Annotated in this window: 11 protein-coding genes; 5 read left to right on the top strand and 6 right to left on the bottom strand. The window is 47.6% G+C overall.

Features of this window, described 5'->3' with window-relative positions; all coding sequences use genetic code 11:
• Nucleotides 1–6: 6 nt before the first annotated feature.
• Nucleotides 7–300 carry a DUF6506 family protein gene (locus GCE9029_RS17910; protein WP_062665307.1) on the top strand — a complete coding sequence of 98 codons (294 nt, stop codon included), beginning with the start codon at nt 7–9 and terminating at the stop codon, nt 298–300.
• Nucleotides 301–596: 296 nt separating this feature from the next.
• Here GCE9029_RS17910 and GCE9029_RS17905 read toward each other — a convergent pair whose 3' ends face one another.
• The gene (locus GCE9029_RS17905; RefSeq protein WP_062665306.1) at nt 597–1,055 is read right to left on the bottom strand and encodes a hypothetical protein; all 459 of its coding nucleotides are present in this window, start codon (nt 1,053–1,055) and stop codon (nt 597–599) included.
• Nucleotides 1,056–2,562: 1,507 nt separating this feature from the next.
• On the opposite strand from GCE9029_RS17905, the gene GCE9029_RS17895 reads away from it, so the two are divergent.
• On the top strand, nt 2,563–3,780 hold the full coding sequence (locus GCE9029_RS17895; protein WP_062665802.1) for an EAL domain-containing response regulator: 1,218 nt from the start codon (nt 2,563–2,565) through the stop codon (nt 3,778–3,780).
• A gap of 31 nt (nt 3,781–3,811) precedes the next feature.
• Here GCE9029_RS17895 and GCE9029_RS17890 read toward each other — a convergent pair whose 3' ends face one another.
• Nucleotides 3,812–4,105 carry a hypothetical protein gene (locus GCE9029_RS17890; protein ID WP_062665303.1) on the bottom strand — a complete coding sequence of 98 codons (294 nt, stop codon included), beginning with the start codon at nt 4,103–4,105 and terminating at the stop codon, nt 3,812–3,814.
• A gap of 123 nt (nt 4,106–4,228) precedes the next feature.
• On the opposite strand from GCE9029_RS17890, the gene gcvA reads away from it, so the two are divergent.
• A complete protein-coding gene (gene gcvA / locus GCE9029_RS17885; protein ID WP_063856897.1) occupies nt 4,229–5,137 on the top strand; it encodes a transcriptional regulator GcvA in 909 nt (302 codons plus the stop codon).
• Between the two features lie 62 nt (nt 5,138–5,199).
• On the opposite strand, the gene GCE9029_RS17880 is transcribed toward gcvA, so the two are convergent.
• Entirely contained in the window at nt 5,200–8,523 is a 3,324-nt protein-coding gene (locus GCE9029_RS17880) for an alkaline phosphatase (RefSeq protein ID WP_062665301.1), read from the bottom strand.
• 491 nt (nt 8,524–9,014) lie between these two features.
• Nucleotides 9,015–9,875: an AraC family transcriptional regulator gene (locus GCE9029_RS17875; RefSeq protein ID WP_062665299.1), complete on the bottom strand. Its 861-nt coding sequence runs from the start codon at nt 9,873–9,875 to the stop codon at nt 9,015–9,017.
• Nucleotides 9,876–10,107: 232 nt separating this feature from the next.
• On the opposite strand from GCE9029_RS17875, the gene GCE9029_RS17870 reads away from it, so the two are divergent.
• Both GCE9029_RS17870 and GCE9029_RS17865 read left to right on the top strand, forming a co-directional pair.
• Nucleotides 10,108–11,730: a methyl-accepting chemotaxis protein gene (locus tag GCE9029_RS17870; protein WP_062665297.1), complete on the top strand. Its 1,623-nt coding sequence runs from the start codon at nt 10,108–10,110 to the stop codon at nt 11,728–11,730.
• Between the two features lie 161 nt (nt 11,731–11,891).
• A complete protein-coding gene (locus GCE9029_RS17865; RefSeq protein ID WP_062665800.1) occupies nt 11,892–13,502 on the top strand; it encodes a methyl-accepting chemotaxis protein in 1,611 nt (536 codons plus the stop codon).
• Nucleotides 13,503–13,545: 43 nt separating this feature from the next.
• Here GCE9029_RS17865 and GCE9029_RS17860 read toward each other — a convergent pair whose 3' ends face one another.
• Entirely contained in the window at nt 13,546–14,124 is a 579-nt protein-coding gene (locus GCE9029_RS17860) for a NapC/NirT family cytochrome c (RefSeq protein ID WP_062665295.1), read from the bottom strand.
• A 55-nt stretch (nt 14,125–14,179) separates the two neighbouring features.
• A complete protein-coding gene (locus tag GCE9029_RS17855; RefSeq protein WP_231870145.1) occupies nt 14,180–15,637 on the bottom strand; it encodes a multiheme c-type cytochrome in 1,458 nt (485 codons plus the stop codon).
• Between the last annotated feature and the right edge of the window lie 347 nt (nt 15,638–15,984).

Raw genomic sequence — 15,984 nt, 5'->3', positions numbered from 1 at the left:
GACACAGTGATCTCCCACTACGGGTTTATCATCAAAGCGCCGGATTACCAGCAAGATGAACACCAATCTGTCATTGAATCACCTCTGTTCCGCACTGAAGTCTTGGGTGTCAGATCCGACGAAGAAGCAGTGATAGCGGCCAGAGCACTGATTAAAAGCGGTGCTCAGGTCGTTGAACTTTGCGGCGGCTTTGGTGCAGAAAGTGCTGAGAAGATCATCGCTGCGCTGGGCAGCGATGTTCCGATCGGGTTTGTGAGCTTCAGCGAACAGGAATTGATAAAGCTGGGGGAGAATGCTTAGGGGCTGTTGACCTTTGGTGATGATTTTTGCAGCATTTTGTGGGGATTTTATGCAAGGCAGAGGCTTCGATGTGTAGCTCGCCTACATGAGAAGCTGATAACGCAGCAGAAATTCCCCACAAACACTGCCCGAAGGGTTCGACTGCGCCTCCCGTACTCTAAGCGTTTTATGCTTTGTTGAGGCATATTTACTTAGAATAACTAGGCGGCACACACCTCGCCGCGCCTAAAACGCTTATAGCGAGAACAAAATTTAACCACCAAAGGTCAACAGCCCCTAGAGTCAACAAACCCTAGTTAGCTTTCAGGATTCTGTTCTGCGCTGATCTCTGCATAGGTGTGTAGCAGTTCTGTGAGTGTGTTAACCCAGCCGAAGACATCCTTGGGCGTGTTTTTCAGCAGTTTCTCGACTTCTTCACAATGGGTTTCCAGCGTAATCGCCTGTTCCAGGTGAAAAGAGATAGCGTAGAAATGCCAAAGCAGTAGTCTCGTCATTCTCTCGCTGTTTTGCTTTGCATGCTCAGAGTCATCAAACGCTTGCTGGGTTTCGTTCAGTGCGATTGCTGTCATGCGCAACATGGCGTCGAGGCGAGCAGACAACAAACGTTCTTCGCTATCTATCTCTTCTTGCTCGAACGTGAATATTTCAGTCATCACATCCTCTGGCACCATTCGGCCGATCATTCGGGCACTGAATTCTTCCAGTTCATGGCGTGGCATGGTGACAAGGCATTCGAAGGTATAGTCGCGAGACATAAAGACACTCTCATTCATTGCAAGATTTAATGCCCGCATTCTAGATATTGAGGGGTTATTTACCACTCTTTTCTTTGAGTATCACTCCACTAGATGCCTTTTAAGGACAATGGTTTTATCTTTATACCCAAACAACCTGAATACGCATGATTCAGCGAGATTGACTGGCGTTGTGATCGCGGCGTTCCTTTGCAGGTGTAGTTATCTCCATCAAAAAGGAACAACAATGAGCACGGCGTCAGTCAACTCGCCCGAAGGGAGGCCCTCAATGCGCCCACTTCTTCGTTAAACTCCACGGAAATAGAATGACTATTCCTCGCGGAATTTGCCTCGAATTGAACGCATTGATGACCTCTGAACGCGAGCATCTTCAGGTTGTTTGGGTATACAGTTTGAAGGAATGAATCACAGAGATGTGAATTATCGGTAAGTGATGATCTTTTTGCTTGTTGTCTACATATTATCGTCATAAATCCAGACAGAATGGACTTCAAAATATCATTCTAACTTATCAATTTGTTGCGCAATTGGTCTATACAACTAAGCTACACTGATTCATGGCAACTCATTTTTCATGAACAAAGTTGCGTAATATTTTTGTTTCCAAATGATATTTCTCGATTTTGATCTGGGTGTAGCCACTGTTGTATCTGAAATGATTTTGGAATAGTCCTCACCTTTTTGACAAGAATACAAAACTCTCTTTTCGGCTCATTCTTCATTTTATATCTGCAGTTTGATGATCTTGCTTCCAACAAGGAAATTGATTTGTGGTATTTGATGCAGTGAATCAGTCTCCTTACTTCTAACGCTTCTTCTCATTTTTCTCCTTTATATTAAAAATCTCTAATCATAAAAGTTAAATTTTCTTGTTGGAGATTAAGGAAAAATAGGATGCATGGTTAAGAGTGGTGGATTTATGACTGCAAGCGCTTTCTTATGTTTTAAATGTCCGTTTAAATGTATTTCACTAATATGTAGCGTTAAGAGAAGCATACAGAATGGGAAAGCCTAATTTCATTACCTGAATTTAATATGCTCTTTTTATTTGAAAATTATATGCGATTAGATTCATAGTTTTGCAACGTGTGGCTCAAAAAAAAGACCATGAAACGCATATGAAACTTTGAGACAATGTTTGAAATTAATGTCTCGTTGCATATTGAATTATTTATCCTTACAAAACATGTAGATAAGAAAACTAAAGCCAAATTTTCCAAAAAAGGAGACAAAAATTTTCATTTCATTTGGCGCAAAGCTGATATGTTTTCTATTAATAATAAACAGCTTAAAGAATATTCTATTGATGGCTATTGACAGCGATTAATAAACTTTCATATAGAAGGTTAGTGTTCATGGCCCTTCTCGATTACAACAAAAACTCGAGAGAGAAGGGTGGTCAACTTCAGCGTTTGAATTCTAATTACGACAATGCGCAAAGTTTAAAATTGGCAAACACATTGGGATTTATTCTTAGCACTAATAGGACATTGGGTTGGTGGGGAGAGTGAAAAGTACTAAACATGTTGCAGTTATAGACGACTCTGAATCCGTCTTATTGTTGATTAAAAAAATGCTTAGCTGCCTAGGGTACGAAAAGGTGAGTTGTTTCTCGTGTCCGCAAACAGCATTAGATGAAATCAACTTTGGAAGGACTCACTATGACGTTGTGTTTACTAACTTAGGTATGCCTGATATTGATGGAATGTGCGTTATCCGCGAATTGGGAAGAATGAACTTCCGTGGCGCGGTATGCATTATTTCCGACTTAGAGAATCGGGTAACGGAATTGGCTGCTGAAATAGCAAAATTGCAGTGGGTTTACCTATTGGGCAGTATCGCGAAGCCCATTACGTTAGACGCATTGGAAAAAACGCTGAATAAGCTTCCAAGACCTGATGAAATGCAATTTGCACAGAATTCTGCCATGTCACGTGAGGAGTTGATCAAATACCTCATTGGCGGAAATGTGGTGCCTTATTATCAGCCGAAAGTGAACCCTCTGACCAAGCGCGTAGAAAGCGTTGAAGTCTTGGCGCGTATTTTCGACCCCGAAAGAGGGGTGGTAATAATGCCAAGTTGCTTCTTGGCCACTGCGGTTCAGCATGGGTTGGTGGATTTACTCACTACAACTATTGCGGAAAAAACAGCAACGGATATGGAAACGCTTTCCGCGATATTTGGGCCGGATGTGACGGTGAGCATCAACTTGTCTGCGCAGCAACTGGGTGATTTGAGTATCCCAAACCGATTAGATGCGCTGTTTAAAGCAAAGAACGTGCTGCGACAAAGAATTACGTTAGAAATTACAGAGGAGTCAGCACTGAGTTCGCCTGAGCAACTCGAATCCTTAAACCGTTTAAGGATGCAGGGTTTTGGTGTCTCTTTGGATGACTTTGGAACCGGTTTTGCCAACTTCCGCCACTTGCGGCATTTGCCCTTTACTGAAGTGAAGGTGGATCGATCGCTTATCAGCAAGATCCACACCGATCATTTTGGTCAGGCAATTGTTCGCTCGTTGGCGGACTTTTCTTTAGAGTCGGAATGCAAAGTCGTTGCTGAAGGTGTTGAACTTTCCGAAGAGTTGGAATACCTGACTTCCAATTATCCGAGCATGTTGGTGCAGGGATTTTTAATATGTCATCCCAAACCCATAGAGGAGTTGGAAGCCTGGTATGTAAAGTGGGCAGCACAGTGTGAATATAGCGAGAAAGTAAAATCCTGATTGGAGCGCTCACCCTGAATAGGGTGAACGTTTAGTTTCTTCTCACACTGTGCGCTATTTGTTCTGACTTCAATTGAATACTGCGGGTTTTAATGACACTGATCTCTTCCGGACTTAATCCAAAATCCTTAAGGAGGTAGTCCGGATAGCTCGAAAGCGAGTCGCGAAGTTTCTCTCTTTGATGCTTTAGCCTGAAAGCCTGATACCCCGCCATTACACCTTCCACCAATTTCCAGATCATTCGGCTGATTTCAAGACGCGTTTCTCTACTCTGCCCATAAGGCGCGACCAACAGGGTGTGGCTTTTCTTCTCTGAAATCCTCATTTGCCTCTCCTCCAGTTTGTCTCTTTGTTAATCAAGAAATACTTAAGTTCAGCTCAATCTTGAGATACTCTTTCCTTAACCACAAACGAGGTTTTCTGCTTTATGGATAAGGAAAACTAAATCATGGAAGTACAGTTTCCCCCATTGAATGCTCTGAGAGCTTTTGAAAGTACGGCGCGGCACCTCAGTATTAAACAGGCAGCGGAGGAGTTGCATGTCACGCCTGCCGCCGTCAGTCAGCAAATTAAAACGCTGGAAAGCTATCTGGATATTGCGTTGTTTGAACGTAAGGTACGCGCAATTTCACTCACTGAAGCGGGTGAGCAGCTTTATCCGTTCATGGAGGAAGGATTCGCGAAACTCGAAGAGGGGATCCGACAATTACATCGGCACCGTCATAGCAATGAATTGGTGGTGAGTGTGTCACCGACTTTTGCCGCAAAATGGTTACTGCCAAGATTAGGCAGTTTTTACCAGCAGTATCCGGCGTATCGTTTGCGGGTAGACGCCAGTGAGTCTTTGGTTAACTTCCGGCGGGATGGCGTAGACGTTGCGCTTCGTTATGGTGGTGGCGATTACACTGGTTTGCATTGCGAGGTGTTAATCCCGGAAGAGGTGGTGCCAGTTTGCAGCCCTGCCTTGATGGAAGGCAAGCGTCCCTTACATTTGCCAAAGGATCTGAAATATCACATGTTGTTGCGCTCTGATTGGCAAACCACTCAGGCGCAGGCACCCTGCTGGGGTATGTGGCTGCGCGCGGCAGGGGTTGATCATCCAGATGCGAACTCTGGTCATCAGTTTTCCAGTGAAGCGCTGGCGATGCAGGCGGCTATCGAAGGGCAGGGTGTGGCATTAACGTCGACCGCGTTAGCCGATCTGGATGTGAAGGCGGGGCGTTTGATATATCCCTTTGGACGGGAACATAACCAAAAAGTCGCGTTCGGGTACTACTTTGTCTGCCCGGAATCGCACTTCAGGATTAAAAAGGTGCAGGCATTCCATAACTGGATAGTTTCAGAGCTCTCAGCCTGATATAAAAACGCCAGACATAAAAAAACGGCCCCTTGGGGCCGTTTGCATCCTAAAGCGACTTATTAGGTAAAGTCGAACATGTCCGTAGATACACGGTCCACATCGAAGTTTTCCAGGGTAATCGTCGCTGCGCCATCATTAACCGAAATCACAGTATCAGCGCCGCTTTGCCAGTAGAGAAGAGCGTCTGTCCCGCTGGCGAGTGAACTGTCAATCTGGATGCTGTCTTCACGCAGATTAAAGTCGGTAATGGTGTCAGAGCCAGACTCGCTGTCGAAGAAAAACACGTCAGCATTCTTACCGCCTGTGAGGGTGTCAAATCCAGCACCGCCGGAAAGGAAGTCCTCACCGTCTTGACCTTTCAACTCATCGTTGCCTTCATCGCCGTAGAGCTCATCATCGCCTTGGTTACCTTCCAGACGGTCATTGCCCGTACCACCGTGAAGCTCATCGTCATAACCATTACCTTCAATGGACATGGTGTCATAGCCAAAGCCAAGCTCTACAGAGGCAGCATTGCCATCGGCATCCACCAGGAAGTAGCTGCCGTCTTCTGTCTGAACGATAACAGGCGGCGTGTTGTCATTCTGAATGCCAGTGACGTTGAGCTGGTGAACCAACTTGCCATCTCCATCGATGGTGTAGAGGTCGACACCTTCGGTTGCATTTGGCATCACAAACACAGGCTCTCCATCCACATACCCTGCCGATGACATGTAAGCGCCACCACCAGAGATAGTGTCAGTGAGAGTGAGCGTGCCTTCTTCGCCGACAGCAAATACAGACGCGTAGTCCGCGCCGCTACCAGAAGTAATGGCGTAGGTAGCACCATCTGACGTTTGGTAGAAGTTAACGGAGTTGCCACCACCTGCAGTGACTGTTTGGGTATCTGCCAGCGTCAGGTCGCCGGTAACGCGATTAACGTCATACAGGTTGACGCTGCCATTGGCGCTTGAAACCACGTAAGTTTGTGAGCCGATGGAAACGATATCGATTCCGGAAACCAGATCTCCCGCCTCAACGGTTTTACCTGTTTCGGCGATTTTCCCGGTTTCAGAGTCGTAGGTCAGAATATCAATGCGGTCATTCTGAGAGCGGGTGACATACAGATATTCGGTACCGTCGTTTGCTTCAAATACCACGTTTTCACGCACGATACCGCCACGTAACCCGGTTTGCGATCCGCCAAAGTTAGACAGGCCACCATCAAGAGAGAGTTTACCGTCGTCTGAAATATGCCAGGTGGTGATAGAGCCACTGTTCTGTGAAGTGAGGAACAGGGTGGCTTGTCCATCGACATACGTCATGTTGGAGTGCGTCAGGCCATTACCCATAGCACCCACTGACAAACCTGCATCTTCCACCTGCGCGGTAATGTCACCCTGTGAGGTGGTGGTGACTGTCTTGGTGCTGTTGTTGAACACCATGCGGTCGGTCTCTGTTAGCGTACCATCGTTCTCCACACGGGAGAGGATGGCCGCGCCGCTGTAACCCCATACCGTGGTTAGGACATAAGGCACACCGTCGATGTCGATAGTGGTGGTGGTCCAGCCGGAGTTGGCATCATTGGTGACCGCATTGCCTTGCTGGAAAAGACCAATTTCAGAGGCTGAGCCATTGTCACCACGTAAAACATCATTGCCAGCACCACCTTCCAGTAAATCATTACCGTCTCCACCGAACAGCAAATCATTGCGCGGTTCGCTGAAGAAATCGTTAACCGCCAATTTCACGGAAGAGGCATTGCCGTCTGCATCGACAAGGTAATAGCTACCATCAACCGTCTGGACAATCACGGGTGGGGTATTGTCGTTCTGCAGGTCAGTGATGGTTGTGCGAAGCTCAAGCTCGCCATTTGCATCAATGGTGAAGAGATCCACGCCTTCGGTGGCATTTGGCATCACAAACACAGGCTGACCTTCCACATAGCCTGCTGTAGACATGTATGCACCGCCACCGTCGACGGTGTCAGTCAGCGTTAGAGAGCCATCAGCACCCAATTCAAAGACCGAGGCATAGTTACCGCCAGAGCTTGAGGTAATGGCGTAAGTGGTTCCATCAGCCGTTTGGTAGAAGTTGACTGAGTTGCCGCTGCCATTGGTAACTGCTTCGGTGTCAATGGCAGTGAGATCGCCAGTCGTTTCGTTCACTGAGTAGAGATGAACGCTGGCATTGCCACTCGCCACGGCAAACGTCTGGCCGTAGGCTTCGATAATATCGATGCTTGACGTGATATCACCGGCGACAACGGATTTTCCGGTTTCTGCCATTGCGCCTGTTTCCGGATCGTAAGTCAGAATATCGACACGATCCTGGAAAGGGCGGGTGACATACACATATTCGCTGCCGTCGTTAGCTTCAAAAACCACATTTTCACGGATTATGCCGTCACGGAGCCAGGTTTGCGAACCGCCGAATTCTGACAAGCCACCTTCCAGAGAGAGAGTACCGTCTGGAGAGATTTCAAACGTGGTGATAGAGCCGCTGTTCTGAGATGTCAGGAACAGGGTTGCTTTTCCATCAACAAACGAAATATTGGAGTGGTGGAGACCATTACCGAGTGCGTTAACCGAAAGGCCTGCATCAGCCATGTCAGCGGTAATGTCGCCGCTGGAAGAGATAGACGCTGTTTTGGTGCTGTTATCAAAGGTGATGCGATCGGTTTCTGTTAGGGTGCCATCTGTTTCTACGCGGGAAATGATGGTGGTACCACTATAGCCGAACTGTGTGGTCACCACATAAGGCAAACCATCGATAGTGACAGTCGTGGTGGTCCACCCGGTGTTTGCAGCACTTTCAATGGCTGGACCATCGGCTTTCAGTTGGACACCGTTGCTACCGCTTGAGCCATCGCCAACGTCAGGGTCATTGCCATCATCACCCACGAGATGATCATTGCCTTCATTTCCCCAAAGGACGTCGTTGCCTGTATCGCCATTAAGGATGTCATTTCCTTCGTTGCCGAAAAGTACATCATTACCTGTGCCACCGTGAAGTGTGTCGTTACCTTCGCCACCTCTTAAACGGTCATTCCCCTCTTCGCCATACAGGACGTCTATCCCTTCACCGCCGTAGAGGAAATCATTGCCTCTGCCGCCGTAAAGGAAATCATCGCCTGTATTGCCTTCGACGCGATCATCGCCATCATCGCCGTAGAGAAAATCGTTGCCAAAACCCCCGCGCACCCAGTCATTACCGGCATCGCCATGGACGATATCCTCATCGTCTCCACCGATGACCGTATCATCGCCATCGCCACCGTAAACGTAGTCGGTGTTGCCATCCGCCTGGATAAAATCATTACCGCCGTAACCGTAGATTGTGTCTACGTCATTGGTTCCGCGTAGGTTATCGTCTTCTTCTGTCCCATTGATAATGTTTGCCACGTCATAGTCTCCCTGTTGAGCATGTCTTGTTATTGTTTTGTGCTGGTTTATTCAGCTTTGAAATATAAAGGTCAAAAACCGTACAGGGAATGTGGCTAAGTCTTAGTAATGAGATGATGTTGTCAGTTGCATATAAGGAGTTTTAGGGAAGTATGAAGGATGAAAATCTGCCGCCAAATAGCCATGCGAAAAGTGGGGTTGCAACTGACTGTATCTAATGATCATTACGCTATTTGTAATATTCATTACTGAATTTTTATTCGCCATTTTGATTGGGAATGAAAAAAGCATGAGATTTGATATCTAAACGTTAACGTTTTCTGTTGTCTTCAACCTTGTAAAACAGCAGGTTTAGTTAGGTTTTTGGGGCAGTATTCGGGTATGAATATGGAGATGTCTGATTATTAATACTCTAAATAACAGAAGATTAAGGCGGCTAATTGAATGCCGCCTTGAATGGCGTGTTTACTAAAGAATATGGGGAATAAATCCTATTCAAGAGGGATGTAAATATCCGTTAGCAGCTCAGTTTGTGGTACGGAATGAACATCATTGAGATACTCTTCGTAGGCCGGTTGGTTGCCCACACGCTCAGTGGAATTTGGTAACCATTCAGAAAATAACCAACGATAGGCCGCGTCCATATTTGCGTATGGGCCTTTGTAGCGCATTACCGCACATTTGCCTGCTTGAATATCAAAACGCTTCAATCCCTCTTCCATAGGGAACTCATCTGGATTCGCTACTGTGATACAAGCCAGAGAGCGCAACTGGTCGGTAGGCACAGTATCCGGATCATCAAAATACACGCCGAAGAAACGGATGCTTGGATCAATGAGGTTGCGGGTCGCCAGCCAGCCCTGCAGCTTCTCGAATTGCTGCCCAACCTTCATATAATCGCCGTGGTGTTCGAATCCGATAAGTGTCAGTGCTTCACTGTCTTTTACTGTGATCTCTTGCATAGGGTAGTCCTCGTTTTTCCGCATTGGTTGCGTAAATTGAACATGATCACCTTCACGCCTGAATCGGGCGGGTGGCATGCCAAAGGCTTCACTGAAAACACGGGTGAAACTCTGCACAGAGTTGTATTTCGCCATGCGGCCAATCGCTTCAATGCTCATGTCCGTCTTTATCAACCTGTCCGCAGCATAGTGAAGACGTATCCAACGGATCGAGTCCGTCAGACTATTGCCGTAAATCCCGCGATAGATGCGGTGCAGGTGGTAAGGCGAGATCAGCGCAACCTCCGCGAGCCTATCCATATCGAGATCATCTTCCAGATTTTCGTAGATGTAATCCGACAATACGGAAAGTCGCTTCTGGTAGTGCTCTGCCGTTGACTGGCGTTTCATTGCTGTTTCTCCCTTGTCTCCATCCCTACAAGTTATCAGCAGGCTTTTTAACAAATCCTGCGCATTTTTTGTTCGAAAACTAACTCTCTGAATAGTAACGCATGATGATCGGATAGAGGGCCGAACGTGATGTGGAGGTTGCGTTGATGTTCGATTTATCACTAAAGCGAATGGTGTGTAGGTCGATACATCATACGGTAAATGATTTATTTCATCGGGAAGGAGAAGCAGCATGTTGAGGAAGCTGACAGTCAGTCAAAAATTGTACTTGGGGTTTGGGGGCATTCTAAGCCTGTTAGTCACCATGGTGGCGTTTGTATGGATAAAACTGGCGTTTCTGCAGGAGGTCGGTATTGAAGTAAGAACCGATGACGTGCCGGAAGCCATTGGCTATTTAGGATTGATTGATGAGGCGGGTGATGTCTACCGTGATTCTGTGGGGGTGATAAATGGAGTAACCGATGCAGCGAAAGATTTAAAGAGCAATACCAAAGAGTATATGGATTTGATTGCCCAAGTACGGTTACTGGAAACACCGGGATCGGAAGACTTTCAGAAACTGGCTGAAATTGAAGACCACATGAAGGCTTACCTGACCGCTTTTGAAAACAACATTCTTCCGCGGGTTAGCAATAGTGGCGAAATGGCTGAGCTGGTCGAAGAACTTCATGATGTTTATCTACTTCATCTGTCGCCCATCGAAGATATTCTCGACCAAGTTTCTTCTGAGGAAGTGGAAGAAACTGATAAGGCACTTGGCAGTCTGCTTGATGCCTATGAAGTCATGCGAATGACTCTGCTTTCACTCGCAGCTGTGGCCATTTTGCTCTCCTGCGGTATTGCTTACTTGCTTTCAACCTCCATTACCCGCCGATTGAAAACGTTGAATGAGGCAGCGCAGCGTATCGCGAACGGCGAACTGTCCAATGATTCTATCGAAGATAAATCTGGCGATGAATTGGCAAGTCTGGCCGTGTCTGTGAATGCCATGCAAGCGTCTCTGGTGAGTCTGATTTCCTCAATCCGTGGGGTGACAGAAGAGGTGCATTCATCAGCTAAAGCACTGTCTACCATCAGTCAGGATGTGGTTTCAGGCGCTTCGATGCAGGCTGAAAAAGCAACCTTGATTGCGACCGCATCAGAAGAGTTGAGCCTGACGATTTCTGAAGTCGCAAATCAGGGCACAGCCACCTTTGATGAAGCCAAGCGTTCAGAAGAAGCCGCGCACGAAGGGCGCCAGGTCATTAGCGAGATGGTAAGCAGCATTCAGCAGGTGTCTGTGCAGATGCAGGAAATGTCGGTTTCTATGCGTGAACTGGGTAGCCACAGTGAAGAGATTGGCAATGTAATCAAGGTGATTCAAAGCATCGCAGAACAAACCAATCTGTTGGCGCTGAATGCGGCGATTGAAGCAGCACGCGCAGGTGAGTTTGGTCGCGGGTTTGCCGTGGTTGCTGACGAAGTTCGCGCACTGGCGGAGCGGACTACGCAGGCAACACAGGAAGTTTCTACCATCATTCAGTCCATTCAGGCGGGCACACAAAATGCCGTCACCAGTACTGAAGAAAACTGTGGCTTGGTTGAGATTGGTGTTAACCACAGCGAGAGTGCCGTGAAAGCGCTGGATGATATCTTCAATGGTGCGGCATCGGTGCAAAGCATGATCAGTTCTATTGCGACGGCTGCTGATGAGCAAACATCCGTGACCCGAGAAATCGCCTCAGACATTACTGCTATCAGCGATATTTCTTCCAAATCATTGGACAGTGCACAGGAAAGTGCAGAGCGTATTGCCTCACTCGACAGAAAAGTTGACGAGCTCGATGCGCTGATTGGCAAGTTTAAAGTGTGTTGAGGTTAAAGAATTGTGGTTAGGACATGGGGTCTTATACCTGATAGTTATATTCGGAATTTAAAGCCCTAACAAAAAAGATTAAAGTTAACGTTATTGCATAAGATACAATGTACTTTTAGCTTGCAGTTGATGTATAGAATGGAGCGGGTGCAATGGGTGGGATGAGTGTAAGTAAGAAGTTGTATTTGGGGTTTGGTAGTTTGGTTGGATTGTTAGTCGCAATGACTGCATTCATAGTGATCGAGCTTTCCGTGCTGAAAGGGATAGCGAGCGAAATCCGGAATGATGACGTACCTGAGGCGATTGCTTACCTTATATTGGTGGATGAAGCCGGGGATGTTTATCGGGACGCCGTAGGAGTTGTGACTGGCGTTGAGGGAGCTCAAGCCGACTTAACATCGAATAAAAATGAATTTGCCGCGGTACTAGCCGAAGCGAAAAGTCTAGAAGTCCCCGGGTCATCGGACTACCAAAAGCTGCTTCAAGTTGAGCAGCATATGAGTGATTTTGATGTGGCGTTCAACGCAAATATATTGCCTCAAGCGGATAGCAACCAAAGTATGGCATTGTTGGTTTCAGAGCTAAGGACGCTTTATGAACAACACCTACAGCCTATAGAGGAGTTGCTTGATTCGGTGACGTCGGCTGAGCAGGAACAAATGCTTTTGGCTTTGACTGGTCTGCTGGATACATTCGATGAGATTAAAAGCCTGGCATTGTATGCTTCGTTATTCGCATTGGTGGTTGCATGTGCTATCGCTATTAAGCTTGCATCATCTATCACAAAGCGTTTGACTAAACTGGATAAGGCTGCACAGCGCATTGCCCGTGGTGAATTGTCTCGAGATGAGATTGAAGATAAGTCCGGTGATGAGTTGGCAAGTCTTGCAGCCTCAATCAATGTGATGCAGCGTTCTTTGGTTGATTTGATCGGGTCTATTAACACGGTCACCGAAGAAGTTCATGTGTCTACCAAAGCGTTGGGTGCAATTGGCCAAGAGGTAGTCTCTGGTTCATCCATGCAGGCAGACAAAGCCACGTTGATAGCCACAGCATCTGAAGAGCTAAGCCTGACCATTTCTGAGGTGGCGCATCAAGGTACGTCTACCTTTGACGAAGCAAAGCGAGCAGAAAACTCAGCACAGGAAGGGCGTCAGGTAATCGATGGCATGGTGAACAGTATCCAGCAAGTGTCGATGCAGATGCAAGATATGTCTATTTCTGTGCAAGAGTTGGGTAACCACAGTGAGGAAGTCGGTTCTGTCATCAAAGTTATCCAAGGGGTTGCGGAGCAGACCAATTTGCTGGCTTTGAATGCAGCTATTGAGGCGGCCCGGGCGGGTGAGTTTGGTCGTGGTTTTGCAGTGGTCGCAGATGAAGTTCGTGCGTTGGCAGAACGCACTACACAGGCGACACAGGAAGTTTCAAGCATTATTGAAGCGATTCAGGCTGGTACACAGGATGCTGTCTCACGTACTCAAGATAACTGCCAGTTGGTGGAAATTGGTGTACAGCAAAGTGAGAATGCTGTGAGAGCATTGGAAGACATCGTGGCTGGTGCGAGCTCGGTACAAAACATGGTGAGTTCAATTGCTACTGCAGCGGAAGAGCAAACTGCTGTAACAAGAGAAATTGCGTCCGACATTACCTCAATCAGTGATGTATCAGCGCAATCTCTTGCACGCGCGGAAGAAATTGCTGATCGCATCACATCACTCGACAATAAAGTCGAAGAGCTCAACGTTCTTATCGGCAAATTTAGGGTGTCATGAGCTTGGACTTCACAAAATAGCCGCTCTTAGAGCGGCTATTTTTTTACTCTACAGTAATCCGCTTGTGCGCGATGCCGGTGTGGCAGTCGATACAGGTCTCGCCTCTTGCATCCATTTGCTGATGGTTCAGCCTTGCCCGCTGAGGCTGTTTGCTCAGGTCAAAGTTGTCTCCAACGTGGCAATGGCGACAGTTGGCCGAGTTTTCTGCGGTCATGTCATCCCACACTCTTTGAGCGAGCCTCGGACGTTCCTGCTCGAAGTTCTCCTTGGTAATTTTGCCAATGAACATGTAGTAGATATCAGCCGTTGCAGTGATCTTCACACGCATCTTATCGACAAACTCGTGCGGCACATGGCAGTCGGCGCAGGTCGCATGAACCTTATCCTCACTGACATAATGCGGCGACGCTTTGTACTCCTGAACAATAGTGTCCATCTTCAGATGACAGCTAAAACAAAATACATTTTGATTTGAAGCCACCATCACGCTCTGAAAACCAGCAAGGCCAATCACAAGCAGATAGATCCCAATTGGAATGCTCAGTAGCCATGGCTTTTTCAGCCAGCGCCAAAGCCTTTCTCTTCGTGACAGAGCAGATGCTGAAGACGTCGGGTCATCCATAGATCCTCCTCAGAACAACAGCAAAGACAAGCAGTCCTTGCTGTTGTCCGCGCTATCAGTTGCTATCGTCGAGGTAACGGGCTTTGAAGGCTTCCTGCGCTTCTTTGCGGGCGCGCTTCACTTCATCAGGTTCATTGCCACTGAACCAGGCATGTTCAGAGCGGGCAAGAATATCTGCCAACACAGCGCGGGCACGTTCTGCGCCTTCCTGATTGCCATTGTGGGCGGCTTTTTCCACCACTTCGAGGAACTGCGGCACCAGTTCGATATAGAAACGCTCGGCGACTTCATACAAGCCATGCCACTGTACATAGTCAGGTGCCTGCATTGCAGCGCCATGTCGGGCACGTCTGCCTTCGTGGTGCCAGAGGTAGAACCAGGTCCATTCGATTTCTTCATCGAAGCCGGTTTCTGTCAACATGTTTTCTTGCTGAAGCACTGCCATAAGCTGCTTACCGGGGCGGGCAAACTTTTCGTTGTAGAGCTCGACCAGCGAATCAAACTGAATGTAGAAGTTCTCGACCATCGATTTGGTGTGGCAGGACTGACAGACGTTCTGCATGTCAGCGCGACGTGCTTCCCAGGATTTGGTTTCCTTGCCGAGTGCTTTGTCCTTGGCGTCGATTTTCTCGGAAATGGCTGGCCTTAATGTCCACGAAATCCGATCGCCAACATCATGAGTGACCGCCAGCTCGCGGGTCGCTGACATGTGGCAAGTCGCGCAGGTTGGGGCAGAATCATAATCTTCGCCGACAATCCATTTCGCGGAACCGAGGTTCATCTGATCCACATGGGCATAGAAGTTAATGCCGTGTTTGGACTCTTCGTAAATCTCTTTCTGAGGATGGTCAGGACCAAGATGGCACTTGCCGCAAGCTTCCGGACGACGGGCTTGCACCATATCAAACTGATGGCGCTGGTGGCATGCACTGCATGCGCCAATTGAGCCATCAGGATTGATACGACCGATACCTGTATTTGGCCATGTGGCAGGGTCGAGATCGCCATTTTCGAGCACTTTGACTTCAGAGCCATGACATTGCCAACAACCGTTAACGGCGGCAGGTGAGGTGCCATTCAGCATCAGAGAGCCTTCCACAACTTCTGCGAGGAAGTTATCCAGCGATCCTATGATCTGTCCGGCTTTCGCGTGATGACTGGCATCGAACTCTTCGACTTCCTGAACATGGCAACTGCCGCAGTCTTTGGGCGAGACAATAACCGCAATGTCCACGCCTTCATGTCGGATGGCATCGGCGTCGCCGGGTTCTGCTTTGTGGCACTCATAGCAACCCACATTGGCACCATAGTGCTTCGAGCGACCCCATTGGGCATAGATGGATGGATTCTTTTCTTTATGGCAGGCAGCACACTCCTTGCTTTGATCACTGAGTTGATTGAATGGCTTCATCACTAAAGCCTTTGGGGCTGCGTTCAGGCTTCCTGCAGGGAATAGCAGGAGAAAAATGGCCAGCAGCGTGGCGAACACGACGTTACTAATTTTCGTCAACAATCCTGAGTCCATGGTGAACCTCACTCACTTTGCTCCGGTACGTTGCCGGCGCATTTTTATGGAGATGTTGACTGACTCACTCTCTCACCTTGAGAGTAGTTGTGTGGTAAGAGTCCTTATTTTTTATAAGGTATATTTGTGATGCTACTTCACGAATATCTGCCACGGCTATTCAAGGTGTTGGATAGCAGTGGATGGAAAGGTTGGGCGCTTGCTGAGTGGCGGGTGTGGGAATTTCCTGCATTACATGAATGTGTCTGAAATGGGTGATTTGTTGATCTCTGCGACAGCTTATTTAACCGAAAAGGACAACTTGTTTACAAATTGATTTCCATCAAAACTGTGTG

Origin of the sequence: Grimontia celer, assembly GCF_900055185.1 — a bacterium.
Lineage (GTDB): Bacteria > Pseudomonadota > Gammaproteobacteria > Enterobacterales > Vibrionaceae > Enterovibrio > Enterovibrio celer.
This window is presented reverse-complemented; position numbering and strand designations above follow the sequence as displayed.

Coding starts and splice junctions, on each gene's coding strand:
- GCE9029_RS17905 (WP_062665306.1), bottom strand. CDS start 1,055: ATGTCTCGCGACTATACCTTCGAATGCCTTGTCACCATGCCACGCCAT.
- GCE9029_RS17870 (WP_062665297.1), top strand. CDS start 10,108: ATGTTGAGGAAGCTGACAGTCAGTCAAAAATTGTACTTGGGGTTTGGG.
- gcvA (WP_063856897.1), top strand. CDS start 4,229: ATGGAAGTACAGTTTCCCCCATTGAATGCTCTGAGAGCTTTTGAAAGT.
- GCE9029_RS17890 (WP_062665303.1), bottom strand. CDS start 4,105: ATGAGGATTTCAGAGAAGAAAAGCCACACCCTGTTGGTCGCGCCTTAT.
- GCE9029_RS17860 (WP_062665295.1), bottom strand. CDS start 14,124: ATGGATGACCCGACGTCTTCAGCATCTGCTCTGTCACGAAGAGAAAGG.
- GCE9029_RS17865 (WP_062665800.1), top strand. CDS start 11,892: ATGAGTGTAAGTAAGAAGTTGTATTTGGGGTTTGGTAGTTTGGTTGGA.
- GCE9029_RS17875 (WP_062665299.1), bottom strand. CDS start 9,875: ATGAAACGCCAGTCAACGGCAGAGCACTACCAGAAGCGACTTTCCGTA.